We start from the raw sequence: 20,531 nt of genomic DNA on the forward strand, positions 1-20,531 counted from the left end.
AGGTATCGGGTTCCCACATTCATCCGCACATGTGCGGATGAATGTGGGAGGTGTTCGGATAAAGTTGATAATCAAGGCAGAGATGAAAACACAGTCCCCGTCGGGTAGTCGTGGGCGTGCGGGAGTCCGCATCAGTAACCTGCCTCCTTGGTTGTCCCTTCTCTGCATGGTCATCTACATAAAGGAGGAGCCAGCCATGCAGATCAGCGTGTCGTCCACCCTGACCGTATATCACGACGGCCAATTCTGGGTCGGGCTGGCGGAGCACGTCGAGGGCGGGAGGTACGGCGTCGCCCGTATCGTCTTCGGCGCGGAGCCGTCCGATGAGGAGATCCTGCAATTCATTACAGGCAAATGGGCGAAGCTCTCGTTCTTCGGTGGCGAGCCGACCGAGGTGAGCAAGCCCGCGAGGAACCCCAAGCGGCGCGCCCGCGAGGCGTCGAAGGCCCTTAAGCGGCCCGCGGTGAGCACCAAGGCGCAGCAGGCTCTCGCGGCACAGCGGGAAGCGATGAAGCGGGAGTCGGCTCACGCGAGAAGCCAGCGTCGCGCGGATGAGGCGGAGGCGCGCTTCGAGCAGCGAAAGCTGAAGCGCAAGCGGAAGCATCGCGGTCATTGATCGCCATTCGCAGCAAGGCAAACCATATACAGCAGCGGCGTCAGTTCCACTTGAAGCCGACGCCGCGTAGACGCTGATGGAGATGGCTGCGCGCGGGCACGGGCGCGCCGCCGCACCTCATGGCCTGCTTCTCGGGTATTTGGGGCGCGCGGCGTTCAAAAATGCGGAGTGACTCCGCATGGCTCGAGACTGAGCCGAGGTGCCCTACTTCTCGCCCTCCAGCAGCCCCACGATGCGGTCGATGTCGACGGCGAAGCGGGGCCCGCATCGCTGCAGGCCCCTACAGGTGGGCGATACTCTACGCCTTGCGGCACCCCGTCGCCCACGGAGGTTAAACGTACACGTAAGCCGTACTCTGAAAGCCGCGGCTTCCGGCAAGTAATTTATACCACGAAAGGTCGCTTTCAATGCGCCTAGCTCGCAAAATAACACTCGCTGGGCCGTCACCCCTGGCAGTTACCCTCCAATCTTCATTGGAGTCAGCAGGTCAATTCATATAGTTATGGGGGTTTATCCTAAAGTAAATCAAATTTATACCCCCATAAGTAAAGAATTTCCTACTCCCACTCGATGGCTTCAGCCCTGCCGTCCCGTCATTCCAGTTGCACCCAGTTTTCGGTGACGTCTCGAGCCGAGTGCCGCCAGGTGACATCATGTCGCGTTTCTTTGGCCCCGGAGACAAAAGCTGGGATAACTTCAAAAACTTTTTTCAAACTCAGGACGTTGAGTTTTTGTTTTTGTCCCAAAGGCCGCGATTGGCCGCCTTTGGAGGCTCGATGGCGCCGAAAATGCCCGTTTTGAAACTCAGCCGCCCTTTAGCTTGCAAGCCGCCAGCTGTAATCGTAAGTGAATTAACGCGGGTGGCTTTCAAGCCGTTCGCAAAACCGCAGGTCATAAGTTTCAACTATTGATCGCAAAGAGGAATCGTGCCAGGTGGCTATCTCATGAGTTCATCCGTGACCGCCGTGGCAGCCAGTGCGCCGTGCGGTTTTACCCATCTTGAAGCCAAAACTGACATCGCGCGCACGATGCTATCGCCACACGATGTCAGACATTGTTCCCGACTCGACCTGATTGCTTTGCGATGAATTTCATGGCCCTAGAGGAAAAAGTCCCTCGCGCTCACGATGCGAATGCCGCCGATGTCCGTGTCGTAGGAACCCTGCCTCACGACCACGATCTTCTCGTGGTTGTCTCGTATCGACTTCAGAGGGGCGATCTCGCGTTCCCTGGTCTCGCTTGCGAACATCTCGTCAGTCACCTGCACGTAGAGCACGCGCCCGTCCTTCGTCGCGACGAAGTCAACCTCCTTGCCATAGAGCTTGCCCACATGCACGCTCCACCCTTTGTAGAGCAGCTGGAGATACACGGCGTTCTCGAACAGGCGCCCAGTATCCGTGACCCTATAGCCGGCCATCCAGGTCCTGAAGCCGGTGTCGACGATGTACTCCTTCGGATTCGTCTTAAGGAGCGCCTTGCCGTGCAGATCGTAACGCGTGGCACGATAGAACAGGAAGGCCTCCTCGAGCGCGCCCACGTACGAGGAAACGGTCTTGTTCGTGGTCTTCGACCCCGCAGAAGTTAACGCGCCGGCGATTCGGTTCGACGAGCACTCGTTGCCGATGTTGTCCGCCAGGAATTCGGCCGCATAGCGCAGCAGAGAAGGGTCGGTCACCGCGCTTTTGCCCTTCCCGCGCTCGCGGTTGACGATATCGCGCACGGCGATGGCTTCGTAGACGCCGGACATGTATGCCGAGTGCTGCGCCTGGGTCGTCGATAGGGATGCAATGGCTGGCATGCCCCCGTACTCAAGGTAACGAGTAAGCATATCGTCAAAGAGAACGGGGTCCCCCTCGGGGGTGAGAGCCACCGACCTTCCCGATGCAAACTCGATCCCGCAGAAGTCAGCGAACTCGGAGAAGGACAGGGGCAGCATCTTTACCTCTACGTAGCGCCCGGACAGATAGGTGGCCAGCTCGCTCGAGAGAAGATACGCGTTCGAGCCCGTGAGATAGATGTCGCAATCGAAGTCGACCCTCATCGCATTGACCGCATCCTGCCAGCCATCGATTCTCTGGGGCTCGTCTATGAAGACGTAGGTGCGCCCCTTGTCTGACAGGCACCCGCGAATGCGATCGTAAAGCTGGTCTTCCGTCTTGATGCCCGCACCCTTGCTTTCCAGGTTGACGCTCACAAAACCGCGGCCAGCGACCCCCTCAGACTCGATGGTTATCCTGATAAGGTCGAGAAGGCTCGACTTGCCGCACCTGCGCACGCCCGTAATCACCTTGATGAGGTCGGTGTCACGGAAGAGCATTGCCTCCTCGAGGTACCTGCCACGGTTCCTGAGCCTGCTGCACTTCAAGAGCTGCTCCTAAAACTCGAATTTGGTTACACTTTTAGGAGTATCATAACTCTGGGCCCCAAGATGAGCAAAGAGCGCACCTCGAGACGAATCGACTAAAGGAATTGCGCGCCTGCCGGGAGGCAGGGCAGCTTGCTCGATCATCGCGGACTGCCAATTGATAAACTCCAATAGCCGAAGCGCGCGGCGCCACTCGTTTCGCTAAATCGACTTTATGGGATGACGGATCACGGTCTTGAGCTTCTCCGGCGCGCACTTGCGCGGGTCGGAGAGGTAAATCTCGTGATGGAGGCGGGATTCGGAGAAGTCGGGCGCATATCCCTGTTCCGCCGCAAATGAGCGCATGGCACTTATGGTCGCCGGTTCGTCGTCGTAAGGCCCGACGTGCATGCATTGAACGCAAAGACCCTCGTCGACCCTCAGCAGCTCGACCGCCGAGAAGTCCAGCTTCTTCTTGGCGGCAGCTTCCGAAACGGCCCAGTCGAAGTCCTCGCGAGTGACGAAATCGGGCAGACGGATGCACGAGATGAAGTTGAAGTCGTCCTTCCGCGCATAATCAATCTCGCCATCGGCGCGGTCTTGCCACCAGAAGCCCTCGAGCGGCGGAACAACGAAGTCGAAATAGCCCTCGATTTCCCGCGGGCCCTTCTTCGACATCTTGATGGCATATGCGACGCCGTAGAGCAGCGGCAACGCGTTCTGGTACTCGCCGCCTTCGGCATTGGGATCGCCCTTGCCCCGCACGGCAACGTAGCTCATAGGCGGAACGGTTACGACGCCCGGCTTGCCCGACGGCCTGTAGAGCTCCCTGAACTCCTTCTTGAAATCGTATGCCATCGCAACAAACCTCCCTGAGCTTGGGTTTCCGCCGATATCCGACCAAATATAGCAATGGGCGCGGCTTCGGAAGACGCCGCGCCCATTGGCAAACATTATAGCATAGAATCAAACACCTGTTCTACTCCCACTCTATCGTCGCGGGCGGCTTGGACGTGATGTCATAGCACACGCGGTTGGCGCCGGGAACCTCGGCCACGATGCGGCCCGAGATGCGGGCCAGGACGTCGTAGGGCAGCTTGGCCCAGTCGGCAGTCATGGCATCGCTGGACTCGACGGCGCGAAGGATGATCGGGCGCTGGTAGGTGCGCTCGTCTCCCATGACGCCGACGGACTTGATGTCGGGCAGGACCGCGAAATACTGCCAGCAGCTGTGCTCGGAGTTGCGCTCGCCGGTCTGCTCGAACAGGTGCTCGTTGTAGGCATCGAGCTCTTCGCGCACGATGGCGTCGGCGTTCTTGAGGATCTCAAGCTTCTCCTTGTCGACCGCACCGATGATGCGGATGGCCAGACCCGGGCCCGGGAAGGGCTGGCGGAACACGATGTGACCCGGCAGGCCAAGCGCCAAGCCAAGCGCGCGGACCTCGTCCTTAAAGAAGTGGTCGAGCGGCTCGATGAGGTCGAAGTGCACGCCCTCGGGGAACGGGATCAGGTTGTGGTGGCTCTTGATGGTGGCCGTCTTGCCGCCCGTCTTGCGAGCGCCAGACTCGATGATGTCGGGATAGATGGTGCCCTGAGCCAGGTACTTGACCGGCTTGCCGTCGGTCTCGAGCTGCTGCGCCACGGCGAAGAACTCTTTCCAGAACTGCGTACCGATGATGCGGCGCTTCTGCTCGGGCTCGGTCACGCCAGCCAACAGCTCGGCATAGCGGTCCTCGGCGTGGACGTGGATAAAGTCGACGTCGAACTGCTTGGTGAAGACCTCCTCCACCTGCTCGGGCTCGCCCTTGCGCAGCAGGCCGTGGTTGATGAACACGCAGGTCATCTGCTTGCCCACGGCGCGGGCACCCAGCGCAGCCACGACGGAGGAGTCGACGCCGCCGGACAGGGCCAGAATCACGCGGTCGTCGCCGACCTTCTCGCGGAACTCGGCCGTCATGGTCTCGGCCAGGTTGTCCATGCTCCAGTTGGGCTCCAGGCCGCAGATCTCAAACAGGAAGTTGCTCAGCAGCTGCTGGCCGTACTCGGAGTGCTTGACCTCGGGGTGGAACTGCGTGGTGAAGATCTTGCGCTCGACGCACTCCATGGCGGCAACCGGGCACACGTCGGTGCTGGCGGTAACGGTAAAGCCCTCGGGAACCTCGGAAACGGCATCGCGATGGCTCATCCACACGGTTTGCTCCATAGGCGTGGAGTTAAAGAGCTTGGCGCCGGCTGTGCGCGTGATGGTGGCGCGGCCGTACTCGCCCACCTCGGAGTGGCCGACCTTGCCGCCGAGCGTCACGGCCGTGATCTGATGACCGTAGCAAAAGCCCAGGACGGGAAGGCCCAGGTCAAAGATGGCAGGATCGATGGACGGAGCGTCCTCGGCATACACAGAAGCCGGGCCGCCGGAAAGGATGAGCGCGGAGGCGTTCATCTCGCGAATCTCGTCGGCCGAGATGTCGCAGGGGACGATCTCGGAATACACGTTGAGGTCGCGGACGCGACGGGCAATGAGCTGACCGTACTGCGCACCAAAGTCGAGTACGAGGACCTTTGCGGAAGCCTTTTGATCCATGGTTCCCCCTCTTGTTGGCGGGGAGCCGGTGCCCACCCGCGTGAATGAACGAAAATAACTTTCATAGTGTACACGTTATATGGGGTTTCTCGTCCCTCGCAGCCATCAGCGCACGGCAAACGCACGACCTGGGCCCCTATTTGACGGCAATTGAAGTGTTATAAAACGTTACAGACGATGTAATATGTTTGAACATTGGACGCCCTGTGCCACAATACTGCCGAACGACTCCGCCTCTGCGGCGACAAATACGATAGGAATACCAGCATGAAGCGCATCCTTCTCATCGCCACGGGCGGCACCATCGCATCGACCGAGGACGGCAACGGCCTCTCCCCCGCCCTGACCGGTGAGGAGCTCGCCCAGAGCGTCCCCGAGATCTCGGGCCTCTGCGAGCTCGACGTCATGCAGCCCATGAACATCGACAGCACCAATATGCGCCCGAGTGACTGGATGCGTATCCGCGACGTCATCGTCGAGGGTTATGCCGACCACGACGGCTTTGTGGTCCTGCACGGCACAGACACCATGAGCTACACCGCGGCAGCGCTTTCCTATCTGATTCAGGACAGCCCCAAGCCCATCGTGCTCACCGGCTCACAAAAGCCCATGGGCAACCCCTTTACCGATGCCAAGCTCAATCTGTACCAGAGTCTGCTCTATGCGCTCGACGAGCATTCGCACGGCGTCTCAATCGTGTTTGGCGGTGTGGCCATTGCCGGCACGCGCGCCCGCAAGCAGCGCACCATGAGCTTCAACGCGTTCATTAGCGTCAACTATCCGCCCATCGCCTATATCCGCAACGACCGTATCGTGCGCAACGGGCTTCACGGCACGCATCAGAATGAGAGCCCGGTTCGTTTCTACGACAGTATCGACCCGCGCGTGTTTGTCCTTAAGCTCACGCCCGGCGTGAATCCGGGCATTCTCGACGCCCTTGCCGATAGCTACGACGCCGTGATTCTGGAGACCTTTGGCATTGGCGGTATTCCCGAGTTTGGCGAGTCCGGTGAGTCATTCCAGGAGACAATTTTCCGCTGGGTCGATTCGGGCCGCACCGTCGTTATGACAACGCAGGTCCCCGAAGAGGGCCTCGATTTGGGCGTTTATGAGGTCGGCCGGGCTTACGCCGATCATCCGGGCATTTTGCGCGGCGATGACATGACCACCGAGACTCTCGTGGCCAAGACCATGTGGGCACTCGGTCAGTCACGCGATGCCGCCGAGATCCAGCGCCTGTTCTACAGCCAAGTCAACCACGACCGTATCCCGATGGTGTAGTTCAGTTTTCGACGGGTATCCCCTATTCGATGCCCTCGAGAAGCTCTGACACCGTCATGCCGAGTGCGGGCGCGATCTTAAATAGAACCTTGAGCGTGAAATTTGCCGTCCCATCTTCGATTCGGTCGAGGTAGGGTCGGCTGATTCCTGTCGCCACACAAAAATCAACCTTGGAGATACCAAGGTCCCTGCGTGTCTCTTCGACCCGCCTGCCAAGAATCTGTTTCGCACGTTCGTCCATGCAGCCGAGTTTGAAATGGAGCCGAACATAAACGTAAACTATAGTTTACGTTTTGCCGAATACACAGGAGTTTTCTATGTCGGGTTCTTCGGTCCGCATGTACCGAGCCACGCTTCGCAAAAACTGCGCACCGCCCAAGCTCGTCGTCGTTGAAGCAGAATGCCTTTCGCCCGATGAGCGCACAGCATTTGCATTGCTATCAAGTCGCGTCGCCGCCGTTCTGGCCCCTTGCCCGGCGCAAGGTGAACTTGCCATCCAATGCCAAGCGCACGGCTGCTCGCTCAATCAGACTGCCGTAATCGCAACCAGCCAACGCGGTCTGCCCCTTCTCCTGGAAGCCGGTACCGCACTCGCCCTTCGCGGCGCCGGATACGAAAACGAGGCCGCCGCCGATGTGGTCTTTCAACCACGATCGAGCGGCGGCCTCGCAGCAGCCATTGAATATGCGTGCAGGCTCGTTGCCTAAAGGGGCAAGCTAAAAGCCCAGACCAAAGCCCGTGCCGGTAATCGCTGAATAAATAAAGTAGGCGTTGATCACATTTAGGAACACGCCTGTGATGCAGCCGTTGCGCAGGTAGCGCTCGCACGTAAGACGTGCCATCACTGCGGAGTCCTCGTTGTTCTTTGCTTGACGACCGGCAGTAAAATATGTCGCCACGCCGAGCAGCAGATTAAGCACCGGCAATGCCAACAGCTCGTAGCTCTTGCCCCAACGCGTCACCTCGCCGGCTGCGTTAAACTTCGTTGCCACCTCGGGACCGATGTTGGGGATCACAAACGCCGTTACCACCAGCGGAAGCACCGCGAGCACCAGCAGCACGATGCCCATGTAGCCGGCTTTTTTTCCAAATTTGAACATGTGCGCCGTCCTTACACGTTAAAGCGGAAATGCACGACGTCGCCATCGGCCATGACATACTCTTTGCCCTCGATGCGCAGCTTGCCGGCAGCCTTGGCGCCCTGCTCGCCACCGAGCTCGATGTAGTCGTCGTAGCCAATGACCTCGGCCTTAATAAAGCCGCGCTCAAAGTCGGTGTGGATGACGCCGGCGGCCTGCGGGGCGGTCGCGCCTTGACGCACCGTCCAGGCCTTGACCTCCATCTCGCCGGCCGTAAAGAACGACTGCAGGCCGAGCAGCTTGTAAGCAGCCTGAGCGAGCACGTCCAGGCCGGGCTGCTCCAGGCCCAGGCTCTCCAGGTAGTCGGCGGCGTCCTCGGGGTCGAGCTCGGAAAGCTCGGCCTCGATCTTGGCGCAGATGGGCAGCGGCTTAACGCCATCGATGGGCGCCAGGTCTTCGTTGAGCATATCCTCGTCCACGTTGGCCACATACAGGATGGGCTTCATGGTGAGCAGGAACAGGCCCTTGGCGGCGGCACGCTCCTCGTCGGTCATCTCCATGGATGCGGCGCGCTTGCCCTCATTGAGCCAGGCGAGTAGGCGGCGGGCGACCTCGAACTTGGGCATGAGTTCCTTGTCGCGCTTGGCCTCCTTCTCGAGCTTGGGCAGCTGCTTCTCGAGCGTGCCCATGTCGGCCAAGATGAGCTCGGTCATGATAGTGTCGGCATCGCCGGCGGGATCGACGAACTCGCCCGTGCGGCCCACCTCGCGCATGACGTTGGGGTCCTTAAAGTAGCGCACGACCTCGCAGATGGCGTCGGTCTCGCGAATGTTGGCCAGGAACTGGTTGCCCAGACCCTCGCCCTCGTTGGCGCCCTTCACCAGGCCCGCGATGTCGACGAACTCGACCGTAGCCGGCACCATGCGGCCCGGGTTGACGATGTCGGCGAGCTTTTGCAGGCGGCTATCGGGCACGTCGACGATACCCACGTTGGGGTCGATCGTGGCAAACGGGTAGTTGGCGGCAAGGCCGGTCTTTTTGGTAAGCGCGGTGAACAGCGTCGACTTGCCCACGTTGGGCAGGCCCACGATACCGATGGAAAGGGACACGACAGCTCCTTTTGGTACAGGTACTTCAAACTGCATAAGTATAGCGCCGCCGCAGCATCCGGGCGAATCCGGACACCACGGCGGCGCAAATGAAGCAGAGATTGGGGTCGCTGGCTAGTCCGCGAGTTTCTCCACCTGGTCGAGCATCTTGTTGAGCTTGGACTTTGCCTCAGCCTTGACCTTCTCGGCCTCTTCGTGAGCCTTCGCCTTCTGCGCGGCCTTTTCCTCGGCCTCGGGGTCGACAACGACCAGATTGGACGCATCGTGCTCAACCAGCTTGAGCGCATGCTCGGGACACACCTTGACACAGGCGCCGCAACCTAGGCAATACGTGGATTCCAGTGCAAAGCGGCCGCTTCCCACCAAATCGCAAGCAAACGTGGGACATACATTGACACACTCGCCACACGACGTGCACTTGTCAAAATCGCACTCAGGTGTGCTCACCTGCATGTTCTGGGCAAGCTCGGGGTGGTTTTGCAATGTCGAGAGTACCAGCTGACGACCGTGCGTGAGCGTACGGCGACGCTTTGCTGTCGTGGTACCGCACATGGTGTTGAGCGTACGCTCGAGCTGCGTGATCTGGTGACGGTGGGCCTTCAACTTCTGCGTCACCGAGGCCAGCGCCGCCGTCGCCGGATTGAGCTTGGTCACTGTCAGGCCCGTCGTGCGGGCAATCTTTTCCATGTACTCCTTGCGCTCGTACTCGCGAAGCTTATGGCACTTGAGGCTCTTTGGGTCGATCTCCAAGCCCATACCCGTGCCAGACCACTCCTCGGCCTTCGCAATCGCCTCGCCCAGAATGTCCTCACCACCGGTGTTGCGACACTTATCGCACACGCCCAACGGCAGGTAGACGCTCACGTTGGGATAGTCGGCCAGCACCGAGAACCAGGTCTCGGCCGTAATATCGCCCACGCAGGCAACGACGACCTCGTTTTCGCGCGGCATGCGCTTAAGGGCGCGCGTGCAGGTGACGTAGGCGGTCTCGTGGCTCGTAGCAGCAGAGACGATATCGTCATACATTTTTTTGGGCGCCAGGCGCGGCGAGATAATCGCCTCGGTCGGGCAGGCAGCGGCGCACAGGCCGCACTTGCGACAGGAGTCGAGGATCTCAATGGCATCTTCTTCGACCTCGATAGCGTTGACCGGGCACACGTCCATGCACGCGGTGCAGCCGCTCTTTTCGTTTTTGCAGGTCAGACACGGAATGGTGTTGCCGCGCGGACGCTCCTTGTAGTCGGCAGGATTCCACTGCGGCGCCGACGGATCGAGTGCATCGGTCACGCCGCCAAGCGGGTTTTTAAGAAAGTCGAAACCCTTGCTGATCTCGATAATGTCATCAAATAGATCGTGTTCCTGCGCCATGCGCGGCCCCTCCCTGAGCAGTGCAAACAAGCAAGAGTTAATGATACGCTATCGGCCCACGCCTCGGGCAAATTACACGCGGAGCACCTTTGAGGCAAATAGACCTACAATCTATTGCCAGCCTTATCGCCTAGGTTTATTGAGGAGTCACAAGATGAAGATTGCCCTGATCGAACCGTTGGGAGTACCCGAGCAGACTATCGACGAGCTCTCCGCACCCCTTAAGAACGCCGGGCACGAGTTTGTCTATTTCGATACCAAAACAACTGATCCGGCCGAGCTCGCTCGACGCAGCGAGGGCGCCGAGGTCGTCATGATCGCCAACAACCCCTACCCTGCCGAGGTCGTCGCCGGCGCCGATGCGCTCAAAATGATCGCCGTCGCCTTCACGGGTATCGACCACGTGGGGCTTTCCGCCTGCCGTGAGCGCAGTGTTGAAGTTCGCAACTGCGCCGGCTACTCCGACGTTTCGGTCGCCGAGCTCACCCTTGGCCTTACCATTGACGTGCTGCGCAAGGTGGGCGCCGCTGACGCCGCTGTTCGCGCCGGCAAGACGAGCGGCGGGCTTGTTGGCACCGAGATCTGCGGCAAGACCGTGGGTATCGTGGGCTGCGGTAAGATCGGCTGCGCCACGGGTCGCCTCTTTAAGGCCTTTGGCGCCCGTGTGCTGGGCTATGCCCGCCACGAGCATCCCGAGGCAGCCGAGGCCGGCATTGAGCAGGTTTCGCTCGAGCAACTGCTTGCCGAGTCCGACATCGTGAGCCTGCACCTGCCCAACAACGATGCCACGCGCAAGTCTTTTGGTGCCGAGCAGTTCGCTCAGATGAAGGACGGCGCCGTGTTTATCAACTGCGCCCGCGGTGCCATCGTGGATAACGATGCCCTTGCCCAGGAACTCAACAACGATAAGCTCGCCGGCGCCGGCATCGACGTCTTTGATATGGAGCCGCCCATCCCCGCCGACTACGCGCTCATCAACGCCAAGAACTGCACCTTCACGCCGCATGTGGGCTTCCTTACGCACGAGGCCATGCAGCGACGCGCCAAGATCGAGTTCGACAACGTCCTTGCCTACGTTGAGGGCCGCGCACAAAACATCTGCGAGCTCTAGGCAGAAGCCAAACAAAGGCGGACCCTAGGTTGCTCAAAACCCGACGGCCCGCCTTTGACCTATAGTCCAGATCGTCAGCTTGAGGTCGATATCGGTCGCTTTTCCCTGCGTAATCGACTCACATGGACAGTTAATTCAAATTTGTATAAAACTAAGCGTCAAATAGTGGCTCGAGGGTCGCAATACCGCCTAAAACACCATCCACAACCTCGGTTTTCGCTTTCGCGTCGCTGAAAACAGCGCAGATTTCGCGTTATATACCAATTTCTAGCAATATATGCGCCTCAATAAGTCCGTAGCGGGCGGCGAAAAAATACATATTTGAACTAACTGTCCAAGCATCTCTTTTGAACTCCGCGCGCGGGCTGCCCTGCGTCCAACTTACCCCTCGCGCATGAGCTCGACGAGCTTTTGCCTGGTCACCTTTGTCTGCTCGTTGGCTATATTGCGTTCGTTTCTAAAGGCCGCATCCGCAACGCTCATCAGGTCGGCATCGGAAATCTCGCCAAGGCCCAGCTCCGCGAGCGTCGTCGGCAGGCCAACGCGCTGGCAAAACTCGAGCACCTGATCAAGCTCGGGCGCACGCTCCAGGCGCAGCTGCACCACCAGACCAAACGCTACGGCCTCACCATGCATGGCCTTGCACTCGGGCAGAATCGTCAGACCGTTGGCGATGGCATGCGCCAACGCCAAGCCACCGCTCTCAAAGCCGACGCCCGAGAGCAGAATATTGCACTCGATCAGGCACTCAACCGCCGGCGATGTACGCCCCTTTTTGAGATCGCGCTTGGCAGCGACGCCGCACGCCATGAGTGTGTCATAGCAGGCACGAGCCGCAACCAAGGCCAAGTGTCCCGGCGCGCCACCGTGCTCGTTGGCGCCATGCGCCGCGGCGCACGAACGCGCCTCGAAGCACGTTGCCAGTGCGTCGCCCATACCAGCGACCGTCATACGCAGCGGGGCTGCCGCGACCACGTTGGTATCGACCACGACCAGGTCAGGGTTCTTCTCGAGCATCAGGTAGCGGTCGAACGACCCGTCCTCGTGATACAGCACCGAGATCGCGCTGCACGGACCGTCCATCGATGCCGCCGTGGGGCACACGCACAGCGGGAGTTCGGCAAAATGCGCAACGGCCTTGGCAATGTCGAGCATCTTGCCGCCACCGATACCCACCACCATGTCGCAATACTCGGCCTGGGCCTCCTTGGCCATTTCAACAACGGCCTCTTCCGTACACGGACCGTCATAGATCTTAAAGAACGGCTCACTTAGATTTTCGTCCAGAAATCCATCGACAATCTGCTTGCACAGCCGATCCTCGGTACCCTGGTCAAACAAGACATAGGCAGCGCAGCCCAACCATGACAAATACCTGCCCTGACGCGAAAGTTCGCCCGGCCCCTGAACATACCGGCCGGGACCGCCATAAACCATAGGAAGCGCCATACGAGAATCCGCCCTTTCATCAACAACAATTGGTGCAAAGTAACTTGACCCCTTTGCACCATAGCAAAAAGGGGGCAAAGCCATCTGCTGGCTTTGCCCCTTCCTTTGCTTGATTTACTCATCCATAAGGTAGTAGTGACCCAGCGCGTCGGCACCCAGAATGGCGTTTGCGACCATCTCGGGCGTCACCTCAAACGGCATGTTGCACATGGTGTCCTCGGGCGCGCACGCGGCCTCGGCAACGACCATGGCCTGCTCGCGCGTAACCTCGGCAACGCCAAGTTCCTTCATCGTGACCGGCAGGCCCAGCTCAATGCAGAACCCCAAGACTTCCTCGAGCTTCTCGGTCGGGGCATCCTCGAGTACCAGCTGGACGATGGTGCCAAAGGCGACCTTCTCACCGTGATACATGCCGTGGCACTCGGGCAGCATCGTCAGGCCATTGTGGATGGCATGAGCAGCAGCAAGGCCCGAGCTCTCAAAGCCAATGCCCGAAAGCAGCGTATTGGCCTCGATGATATGCTCGACGGCAGGCGTGAGCGCACCCTTCTCCAGCGCGACCTTGGCCTTGACACCATCGGCCATAAGCGTCTCGTAGCAGAGCTTGGCGAGCGCCAGGCCGGCCATGCCGCCCTTGCCGCCGGCGCAAGTACCACCGTCGGCATCATGCGTCGCCTGGGCCTCAAAGTAGGTTGCGAGCGCATCGCCCATACCGGAAACCGTCAGGCGCACCGGGCTCGCCGCGATAACCGTCGTATCCATCAGGACAATGTTGGGGTTTGCCTTAAGGAAGAGATATTTATCGAACTGGCCGTCATCGGTATAGAGCACCGAAAGCGCCGAACACGGGGCATCGGTCGAAGCAATGGTGGGGCAAATGATAACCGGGGACTCCAGGTAATAGGCGACGGCCTTCGCGGTGTCGAGGATCTTGCCACCACCGACGCCGACGATGATATCGCAACCGTTATCGCGAGCGAGCGCCACCAAACGGTCGACCTCGCCCTTGGAGCACTCGCCGTTAAAGTCCTCAAACAGCAGCTCAGCCTTAGCCTCGGCAAAGCCGCCCTCGATCTTGGCGCCGACGCGCTTCTTGCCCGAAGGCGTCACGATGACGAGGGCCTTAGCGCCGAGCGGCTCGACATAGGAGCCGAGCTTGGCCAGCTCGTCTGGGCCCTGGATGTACTTGCTGGGGCTATTGAAGATTGCAGCCATTTTTATCCCATCCTCTCATAAGTAAAAAGAAAGGGGCTCCGTACGGATACGTGCGGAGCCCCTCCTTACGATAACAAGAGTCGATTAGAAATCGATGTCGGTGTCGTAGTAGCAGGCCTTGAGGATCTTCTCGAAGTCGGCAGCCTTGGTCTCACGCGGGTTCTCGGGCGTGCAGGCGTCGGTCTCGGCGTTCGCGGCGATCTCGGGCAGCTTGGCGAGGAACTCCTCCTCGGAAACCATCTGCGGGTTCTCGGCGTCGACCTTCACGCCGCCGTTGGCGTAGTCCTTGATGGACTGCGGAATGTTGAGCTGGTCGTTGAGGTCGCGAATCTTCTGGACGAGCGCGGCGATGAGCTCCTCGTTGGTCTCGCCGGGAAGGTGCAGGATCTCCTTGGCCACGTAAGCGTAACGCTCGGCAGCACGCGGGTCCTTGGAGTTCCACTGGATAACCTTGCCCAGGTACATAGCGTTAGCGGCGCCATGGATGATGTGGCCGTTCTCGAAGGCAGCACCGGTCTTGTGAGCCATGGAGTGAACGATGCCCAGCAGGCCCGAGGAGAAGGCGATACCGGCGATGCACTGAGCCTCGTGCATGTGCTGACGGGCCTCATGGTCGCCAGCATAGGACTTGGGCAGCCACTCGACGATCTCGCGGATGCCGTGCAGAGCGTTGGCGTCGGTGAACATAGAGGCGAAGGTAGAAACGTAGGCCTCCATGCAGTGGGTCAGAGCATCCATGCCGGTGTGAGCGCACAGCTTGGCGGGCATGGTGTAGGTGAGCTCGGGGTCGACGATGGCGACATCAGGGGTGATGTTGAAGTCGGCCAGTGGGTACTTGATGCCCTTGGCGTAGTCGGTAATGACGGAGAAGGCAGTGACCTCGGTAGCGGTGCCGGAGGTAGAGGAGATGGCGCAGAAGTGAGCCTTCTGACGCAGCTCGGGGAAGCTGAACGGCTGGATGATGTTATCGAAGGACTCCTCGGGATACTCGTAGAAGACCCACATGGCCTTAGCGGCATCGATGGGCGAGCCGCCGCCGATAGCAACGATCCAGTCGGGCTCGAAGTCGCGCATAGCGGCTGCGCCCTTCATGACGGTCTCGATGGAGGGATCGGACTCGACGCCCTCGAAAAGCTGAACCTCCATGCCGGCCTCTTTGAGGTCGGCCTCAACATCCTGCAAGAACCCGCCGCGGCGCATAGAGCTGCCGCCAGAAACGATGATGGCCTTCTTGCCCTTGAGGTTCTTCACCTCGTGGCGAGCGCCCTCACCAAAGTACAGATCGCGAGGATTGGTAAAACGTCCCATACTGTGCCTCCTAAACAAGCCCCTCTTAGACTTGCGTATATAACGGAGCACCCGATTGGCTCCGTTAGGACCGTTTTGCGCGTTATCGGCGATGACAATGCGCGATGCCTCAACGTCTCAACGCTCAGACAAACACTATTTTACCGTTCGAGTTGGTCAGTTATTCACCTAAAGCCGCCAATGATGAAACGTTTTTTCTATCCTTAGAACCTCTTGCGTTACGGTTATTGCCCCAAGCTGGGCAAACGTTTTATCAAGGTTGACCATATGCCTCAGGCGGCATCGCGACACTCCAAAACGTATACCGTTCGCCGCCCAAAATCGACCGCTTACGGCACCGCGATACGAGTCGTATGGCCAGTGTGCAGACACCTGTCTAACAACCGCCTTCGTGGTGCAACAGTGCATGTCCGAGCGCGGCTCCCCCGGCACGTCACATGCGGGTAAACTAGGACGCTATATAGAGACATTTGAACCCTAACCGCAGCAAAGGAGGCCCCATGGCATTCGATCCCATTCAAGAGGATTGCCATCGCCTCGTTCTTGAGGCCTTGCGCCGCGACAACATCCCACTCACCGACGGCCCCGCCGTAGAGCGTCTGATGGATCAATTCACCCGCAACCCCGCACCGCTCATCGTGCACGATCGCGACCGCGCCGGACATCTGATTTCCAAGGTGGTCGAGGCCGTCGACTACCGCATTCCCTTTATCCCTGACGATACCCAGGCCGAGCAAGAAGAGACCGCTGCCGAGAACATGCTCCGCGAGGCGGCCGCACTCGATCCGGCCAACTGGGATGCCCAGCGCATGCTGTGCGCGCTCACCGCCGAATCCAACGAGGAATACGTGCAGTATCTGGTGTCCAAGTGCGACGAGGTGGAGCACGATCTGGCGCTCAAGATTGCCTCGGCGCAGGACCCCTACGAGCGTGAGGCCGCAGGCGACCTGACCCGCCGCCCCTACCTGCGCTGGCTTGCCGCCCTTGCGTCGCGCGCCCTCATTAGCGGCCGCTATCGCATGTCGCTCGAAGCCGCAAACCGCAGCCTCGACTTCGCCCCCAACGATCCCGCCGGCGTCCGCCACACCGCGATGCTCGCCATGGCAAAGCTCGAATACCCCGCCGAGGAGCTCAAGCGCTTTCGCTCTGCCCACTCCGTACCCTATCTTGCCAACACGCCGCTGCGCCGCCGCCCCAAGGATGCGGAGCGCGACTTGGACCCGTGGACGCTCATTGCGCTGATGAGCGCTGCCTGGCGCGAGTTGGACTACGAAGGCGCCGAGCACTACCTGCGTATCCTTGCACGCTCGTGCCCGCACGCAGCCGAGGCACTCTACTTCCAAACCGAGTTTCCCGATGGCGTCTATGCCCGCGTCAACGTCGGTCCGGGCTCTACCGATGAGCTTGTCCTTGCGCTGTCCGAGGCGACTCCGGTGCTGCAGGAGGGCCTGGGTGCCCCCGACAACGCCAGCTTTGCCGCCTGGGTCGCCACCAACGATATCGTGCGTTCCCAGATCGACGAGCGCATCCTGCACGCGGCCGAGCAGGGCTTGCCGTTTAAGGGAGGAGACCTCTAATGGATCCGAGCGTCTACATCCCCGCCTACCTGGAGCGCACCTATCTGGCGTCGCACCCCGAGCTCACCGATGCTGCACGCGAGCTTGTCCATAACGACATGAGCGCGAATCCCCAAAAGTATGCGCAGTCCGATCATGCCCAAGCGCTGCTGTCCTATGCCGGTGTTCATCGCCACCTGCTCGACGAGCTCCATCGCATCGAGGACATGGGCAGCGACGAGGAGTTTGAGCAGACGCGCAATCGCCTGTTCGACGATATGCGCGACGAGCTGCTCAAGATTGTTCGCGTCGATGCGCTGGCCGTCGATGCCCAGTTGCTCGCCATCATTTTGGCGGACACGCCCGTCGATGCCTGCCTGGGCGACCTGATGAAGCTCGAGGCGAGCACGGCCGACTACCTGCAACAGAGCATGCCCGGGTTTGATATGGAGGCCCCACACTACTGGGCCAATAGTGTTTTAACGGACGGTGTGACAGCGGCAGAACTCACCGTGAGCGAGCCGGCGCTTATCGGGTGGCTCCACACGCTCGAGGCCATCTCGCAGCTGTGCATGGCGAGCGCTCGCTACCGTGCTGCCGCCAACTATTCTCGACGCGTTCTTAAGGCGGAAGGTTATCCCACCCGAGCCGCAGGCACCGTGCTGCTCGCCCTCGCTCGCCTGGAAGATCAGGATGGTTTTTTTGCCCTGGCCCACCAGCTCGAGGAACAGATGGGGGCCGATGCCCTCGAGAACTCCCCCTGGTACCTGCTCGCCCGCACGATCTTGCTGTTCAAAACGAACAAGATGCGCCCGGCGACACGCGCGCTACGCGAGTTTGCCAACCGCTGCGAGGGTGGTGCGTTCTTCTTGCTGAACCCCATGTACCAGACGCCGTATCTCCCCTGTCGACCCGAGCCGCGCGACCCTTGGGACCTTTCGCACCAGGCCGTTTGGGAAGCCGACGGCATCATCTCGGATACCCCCGACTTTGCCCCCTGGGCCAATGCCTGCGAAGACGTTTCGCAGCTTGCCCAGGAGTTTGCGCGCCGCTACGGCTTTTAGCGGCGCGATCGCCCCGACTATGTCATCTACGTTAGGAACGGCTTCATGAATCTCCGCTCATCTCTCGCCTGCACCTCAAGCGATATCGCCCGCTGGGGGCTGCGCTCCGTCCTTAAGCGCCAGGGCGGCGTGCTTCCCGGCCGCATCGCCATGAAGATCGACCCCGAGCTGCTAAGCGACCTCGCCGGCCTTATCGACCGCAGCGTGGTGATCACCGGTACTAATGGCAAGACCACCACCTCCAACCTCATCGCCGACGCCGTTGCTGCCAGCGGTGCCACCGTGGTGTGCAACCGTGCCGGTAACAATATGGAGCCTGGTGTGGTGGGTGCTCTGCTCGAGGCCCGCGGCGGCCTTAAGCACACCAGTAGCGGCAAGCGCGTGGGCGTTTTTGAATGCGATGAGCTTTACACCGTTCGCGTTCTGCCCAAGCTCAAGCCGACGTACTTTGTGCTGCTCAACCTGTTCCGCGACCAGCTAGACCGCTACGGCGAAATCGACCATACCCAAGACGTCATCGCCCATGCGTTAGAGCTCTCGCCGACAACAACGCTCATCTACAACGCCGACGACCCGTTGTGCGCCTCGATTGCCGCGCGCGTTCCCAACGCGAGCATCGCCTTTGGCATCGACGGCGCCACGGGCACCGAGTCCGATCGCATTAGCGACTCACGTTTTTGCTCACAGTGCAACGCGCCGCTGGAGTACGACTATGTGCAGTACGGACAGCTTGGCGCATACCATTGCCCCTCGTGCGGCTGGGCACGCCCTGGGCTTGTCCGTCGCGTGACGGGCGTGAAGCTCGGCTGCGACGGCTATGGCTTTGACCTGGTCTTTGGATCTGCGTCCGACGCGGCTGCCGTACACATCGCCACACGCTACAACGGCCTGTATATAGTCTACAACGTAGCCGCAGCCTTCTTCGCCGCCCACGAGCTGGGCGTGGACACCGCACGCCTGCAGCCCACGCTCGACGCCTACGTGCCAGCAGGTGGTCGCATGGGCCGTTGGAATATCGCCGGCCGAACCGTCGAGGCCAACCTGGCCAAGAATCCCGTAGGCTTCGATCGACAAATCCAGTCCATCAAGACGGCAGGTGGCAGACTCTGCGCTTTCTTCCTCAACGACAACGACGCCGACGGCCACGATGTCTCGTGGATCTACGATGTCGACTTCGAGCGCATCGCCGACACGCCGGGTCTTGTCGCCTTTGCCGGAGGCACGCGTGCGCACGACATGCAGGTACGCCTCAAGTACGCCGGCATCGATGCCGCGATTATCTCGGACGTCGCGCAGGCAATTGGCGCCGTGGCAGACGAGGCTGCTGGCGACACTTTCTACGTCGTCGCTAACTACACGGCCTTTCCGCCGCTGGTCAAAGAGCTCGACGGGCTTAAGGGTACCGATGCAGCCACGGTTGCCGCCAGCGCCGTAGCCCGCGCCGACGGCAGCGCTCTTCCTGTCGGCATCGCCCCAGTCGAGCTCTCGCGCCCGCTGCGCATCGTCTACCTGTACCCCGATGCCCTTAACCTCTACGGCGACGGCGGCAATGTCATCGCCCTCGAGCGCCGTTGCGCCTGGCGTGGCATTCCCGCGCGTGTAGACGAGGTCCGTATGGGCGAAACGCTTGATTTGACCGATGCCGATATCGTCATGATGGGTGGTGGCTCCGACCGCGACCAGCTAGCCGTGGCACACGAGCTACTCGCCCAAAAAGACAAGGTCGCGGCCTATGTTGAGGATGGCGGCTCGCTGCTTGCCATCTGTGGCAGCTATCAGCTGCTCGGCCGTTCGTACTATATGGGCGAGGATCGCATCGAGGGCCTGGGGGTCATTGCCGCCGAAACCGTACGCGGCTCCGACCGTCTGATCGGCAATGTAGCCGTCAAAACCGATCTGGCACCCGAGCCCTTTGTGGGATTCGAGAACCACGGCGGCCGCACTCTGCTCGACGCAGACGCCACGCCACTCGGAACGTCCGTTGTCACGGGTACCGGCAACAACGGTGACGACGGTTTTGAGGGTCTGATCTACAAGGGCGTCATCGGCACCTACCTGCACGGACCGGCACTGCCTAAAAACCCCGAGCTCGCTGACTGGCTCATTACCCACGCCCTCGATCGCCGCGGCGATGCGCAGGCCACAGCCCTGCTGCCGCTCAATCCCCTCGACGACACCTACGAGCGCGCCGCCCACGCCGCCGCGATGAAGCTCCTCCCCTAACGCCCCGCCACCACAAAGGGCAGGCACCTTTGTGGTGGTTTTGACCCGCCACGGTAGTTTGTCTCGATCTGTAACAGATAGAGCCGATTTGCCCGCCCAGATGTTACAGATTGAGATATTTGAAAATCGGAGTAGAAGCCTACTCCTGTGTGGGGTTGATTTCCGATCTCAGCCGAACACATTGAGCAAATAGGCCGTTCCCGCAGTTAGCCGAACGCCCCCGCGGCCCC

18 protein-coding genes are annotated in these 20,531 nt (G+C 60.3%); 8 read left to right on the plus strand and 10 right to left on the minus strand.

Going from position 1 to position 20,531, the window contains the following annotated elements; translation table 11 throughout:
* The first annotated feature begins 196 nt into the window (after positions 1 to 196).
* The gene (locus GT495_RS09775; protein ID WP_161162487.1) at positions 197 to 616 is read left to right on the plus strand and encodes a YjdF family protein; all 420 of its coding nucleotides are present in this window, start codon (positions 197 to 199) and stop codon (positions 614 to 616) included.
* A gap of 653 nt (positions 617 to 1,269) precedes the next feature.
* Entirely contained in the window at positions 1,270 to 1,527 is a 258-nt protein-coding gene (locus GT495_RS09780) for a hypothetical protein (RefSeq protein WP_161162488.1), read from the plus strand.
* A 188-nt stretch (positions 1,528 to 1,715) separates the two neighbouring features.
* On the opposite strand, the gene GT495_RS09785 is transcribed toward GT495_RS09780, so the two are convergent.
* The 3 genes from GT495_RS09785 to guaA all read right to left on the minus strand — a co-directional run bounded on the left by GT495_RS09785 (position 1,716) and on the right by guaA (position 5,538).
* Positions 1,716 to 2,981, minus strand: a complete 1,266-nt coding sequence (locus GT495_RS09785; RefSeq protein ID WP_204986920.1) for an ATP-binding protein — start codon at positions 2,979 to 2,981, stop codon at positions 1,716 to 1,718.
* A gap of 201 nt (positions 2,982 to 3,182) precedes the next feature.
* Entirely contained in the window at positions 3,183 to 3,818 is a 636-nt protein-coding gene (locus tag GT495_RS09790) for a GyrI-like domain-containing protein (RefSeq protein ID WP_161162489.1), read from the minus strand.
* A gap of 121 nt (positions 3,819 to 3,939) precedes the next feature.
* Complete coding sequence (gene guaA, locus GT495_RS09795; protein ID WP_161162490.1) at positions 3,940 to 5,538, minus strand: glutamine-hydrolyzing GMP synthase; 1,599 nt, start codon at positions 5,536 to 5,538, stop codon at positions 3,940 to 3,942.
* Positions 5,539 to 5,805: 267 nt separating this feature from the next.
* Here guaA and GT495_RS09800 point away from each other — a divergent pair, with 267 nt between their 5' ends.
* The gene (locus GT495_RS09800; RefSeq protein WP_161162491.1) at positions 5,806 to 6,819 is read left to right on the plus strand and encodes an asparaginase; all 1,014 of its coding nucleotides are present in this window, start codon (positions 5,806 to 5,808) and stop codon (positions 6,817 to 6,819) included.
* 22 nt (positions 6,820 to 6,841) lie between these two features.
* Here the strand turns inward: GT495_RS09800 and GT495_RS09805 are convergent, their stop codons facing one another.
* Positions 6,842 to 7,060 (minus strand): helix-turn-helix domain-containing protein, encoded by a 219-nt coding sequence (locus tag GT495_RS09805; RefSeq protein WP_035136926.1) that lies wholly within the window; start codon positions 7,058 to 7,060, stop codon positions 6,842 to 6,844.
* Between the two features lie 76 nt (positions 7,061 to 7,136).
* On the opposite strand from GT495_RS09805, the gene GT495_RS09810 reads away from it, so the two are divergent.
* A complete protein-coding gene (locus tag GT495_RS09810; protein WP_161162492.1) occupies positions 7,137 to 7,526 on the plus strand; it encodes a hypothetical protein in 390 nt (129 codons plus the stop codon).
* 9 nt (positions 7,527 to 7,535) lie between these two features.
* Here the strand turns inward: GT495_RS09810 and GT495_RS09815 are convergent, their stop codons facing one another.
* From GT495_RS09815 to GT495_RS09825, 3 genes are all read right to left on the minus strand, one after another.
* On the minus strand, positions 7,536 to 7,919 hold the full coding sequence (locus GT495_RS09815) for a DUF1648 domain-containing protein (RefSeq protein ID WP_161162493.1): 384 nt from the start codon (positions 7,917 to 7,919) through the stop codon (positions 7,536 to 7,538).
* An 11-nt stretch (positions 7,920 to 7,930) separates the two neighbouring features.
* Positions 7,931 to 9,007: a redox-regulated ATPase YchF gene (gene ychF, locus GT495_RS09820; protein ID WP_161162494.1), complete on the minus strand. Its 1,077-nt coding sequence runs from the start codon at positions 9,005 to 9,007 to the stop codon at positions 7,931 to 7,933.
* A gap of 114 nt (positions 9,008 to 9,121) precedes the next feature.
* The gene (locus GT495_RS09825) at positions 9,122 to 10,375 is read right to left on the minus strand and encodes a 4Fe-4S binding protein (RefSeq protein ID WP_161162495.1); all 1,254 of its coding nucleotides are present in this window, start codon (positions 10,373 to 10,375) and stop codon (positions 9,122 to 9,124) included.
* Between the two features lie 154 nt (positions 10,376 to 10,529).
* Between GT495_RS09825 and GT495_RS09830 the strand changes: the two genes are divergently transcribed.
* On the plus strand, positions 10,530 to 11,486 hold the full coding sequence (locus GT495_RS09830) for a 2-hydroxyacid dehydrogenase (protein WP_161162496.1): 957 nt from the start codon (positions 10,530 to 10,532) through the stop codon (positions 11,484 to 11,486).
* A 381-nt stretch (positions 11,487 to 11,867) separates the two neighbouring features.
* On the opposite strand, the gene GT495_RS09835 is transcribed toward GT495_RS09830, so the two are convergent.
* The 3 genes from GT495_RS09835 to GT495_RS09845 all read right to left on the minus strand — a co-directional run bounded on the left by GT495_RS09835 (position 11,868) and on the right by GT495_RS09845 (position 15,458).
* Positions 11,868 to 12,935 carry a glycerol dehydrogenase gene (locus GT495_RS09835; RefSeq protein ID WP_161162497.1) on the minus strand — a complete coding sequence of 356 codons (1,068 nt, stop codon included), beginning with the start codon at positions 12,933 to 12,935 and terminating at the stop codon, positions 11,868 to 11,870.
* 114 nt (positions 12,936 to 13,049) lie between these two features.
* A complete protein-coding gene (locus tag GT495_RS09840; protein ID WP_089572778.1) occupies positions 13,050 to 14,150 on the minus strand; it encodes a glycerol dehydrogenase in 1,101 nt (366 codons plus the stop codon).
* A gap of 84 nt (positions 14,151 to 14,234) precedes the next feature.
* Positions 14,235 to 15,458: an iron-containing alcohol dehydrogenase gene (locus tag GT495_RS09845; RefSeq protein WP_152074702.1), complete on the minus strand. Its 1,224-nt coding sequence runs from the start codon at positions 15,456 to 15,458 to the stop codon at positions 14,235 to 14,237.
* Between the two features lie 500 nt (positions 15,459 to 15,958).
* On the opposite strand from GT495_RS09845, the gene GT495_RS09850 reads away from it, so the two are divergent.
* The 3 genes from GT495_RS09850 to GT495_RS09860 are packed head-to-tail and all read left to right on the plus strand — an operon-like array spanning position 15,959 to position 20,301.
* A complete protein-coding gene (locus GT495_RS09850; protein WP_161162498.1) occupies positions 15,959 to 17,035 on the plus strand; it encodes a hypothetical protein in 1,077 nt (358 codons plus the stop codon).
* Positions 17,035 to 18,078: a hypothetical protein gene (locus tag GT495_RS09855; RefSeq protein WP_161162499.1), complete on the plus strand. Its 1,044-nt coding sequence runs from the start codon at positions 17,035 to 17,037 to the stop codon at positions 18,076 to 18,078. The genes GT495_RS09850 and GT495_RS09855 overlap by 1 nt, the downstream gene beginning before the upstream one ends.
* A gap of 45 nt (positions 18,079 to 18,123) precedes the next feature.
* On the plus strand, positions 18,124 to 20,301 hold the full coding sequence (locus GT495_RS09860) for a MurT ligase domain-containing protein (RefSeq protein ID WP_161162500.1): 2,178 nt from the start codon (positions 18,124 to 18,126) through the stop codon (positions 20,299 to 20,301).
* The last annotated feature ends 230 nt before the right edge of the window (positions 20,302 to 20,531 follow it).

It is taken from the genome of Collinsella sp. BIOML-A6, from assembly GCF_009875845.1.
In the GTDB taxonomy this organism is placed as follows: Bacteria; Actinomycetota; Coriobacteriia; order Coriobacteriales; family Coriobacteriaceae; genus Collinsella; species Collinsella aerofaciens_H.

Bases quoted from the DNA above. Each gene is read 5' to 3' on its own strand.
- GT495_RS09775 (WP_161162487.1), top strand. From the start codon at position 197: ATGCAGATCAGCGTGTCGTCCACCCTGACCGTATATCACGACGGCCAA.
- GT495_RS09780 (WP_161162488.1), top strand. From the start codon at position 1,270: ATGTCGCGTTTCTTTGGCCCCGGAGACAAAAGCTGGGATAACTTCAAA.
- GT495_RS09790 (WP_161162489.1), bottom strand. From the start codon at position 3,818: ATGGCATACGATTTCAAGAAGGAGTTCAGGGAGCTCTACAGGCCGTCG.
- guaA (WP_161162490.1), bottom strand. From the start codon at position 5,538: ATGGATCAAAAGGCTTCCGCAAAGGTCCTCGTACTCGACTTTGGTGCG.
- GT495_RS09800 (WP_161162491.1), top strand. From the start codon at position 5,806: ATGAAGCGCATCCTTCTCATCGCCACGGGCGGCACCATCGCATCGACC.
- GT495_RS09805 (WP_035136926.1), bottom strand. From the start codon at position 7,060: ATGGACGAACGTGCGAAACAGATTCTTGGCAGGCGGGTCGAAGAGACA.
- GT495_RS09810 (WP_161162492.1), top strand. From the start codon at position 7,137: ATGTCGGGTTCTTCGGTCCGCATGTACCGAGCCACGCTTCGCAAAAAC.
- GT495_RS09815 (WP_161162493.1), bottom strand. From the start codon at position 7,919: ATGTTCAAATTTGGAAAAAAAGCCGGCTACATGGGCATCGTGCTGCTG.
- GT495_RS09825 (WP_161162495.1), bottom strand. From the start codon at position 10,375: ATGGCGCAGGAACACGATCTATTTGATGACATTATCGAGATCAGCAAG.
- GT495_RS09830 (WP_161162496.1), top strand. From the start codon at position 10,530: ATGAAGATTGCCCTGATCGAACCGTTGGGAGTACCCGAGCAGACTATC.
- GT495_RS09835 (WP_161162497.1), bottom strand. From the start codon at position 12,935: ATGGCGCTTCCTATGGTTTATGGCGGTCCCGGCCGGTATGTTCAGGGG.
- GT495_RS09840 (WP_089572778.1), bottom strand. From the start codon at position 14,150: ATGGCTGCAATCTTCAATAGCCCCAGCAAGTACATCCAGGGCCCAGAC.
- GT495_RS09845 (WP_152074702.1), bottom strand. From the start codon at position 15,458: ATGGGACGTTTTACCAATCCTCGCGATCTGTACTTTGGTGAGGGCGCT.
- GT495_RS09850 (WP_161162498.1), top strand. From the start codon at position 15,959: ATGGCATTCGATCCCATTCAAGAGGATTGCCATCGCCTCGTTCTTGAG.
- GT495_RS09855 (WP_161162499.1), top strand. From the start codon at position 17,035: ATGGATCCGAGCGTCTACATCCCCGCCTACCTGGAGCGCACCTATCTG.
- GT495_RS09860 (WP_161162500.1), top strand. From the start codon at position 18,124: ATGAATCTCCGCTCATCTCTCGCCTGCACCTCAAGCGATATCGCCCGC.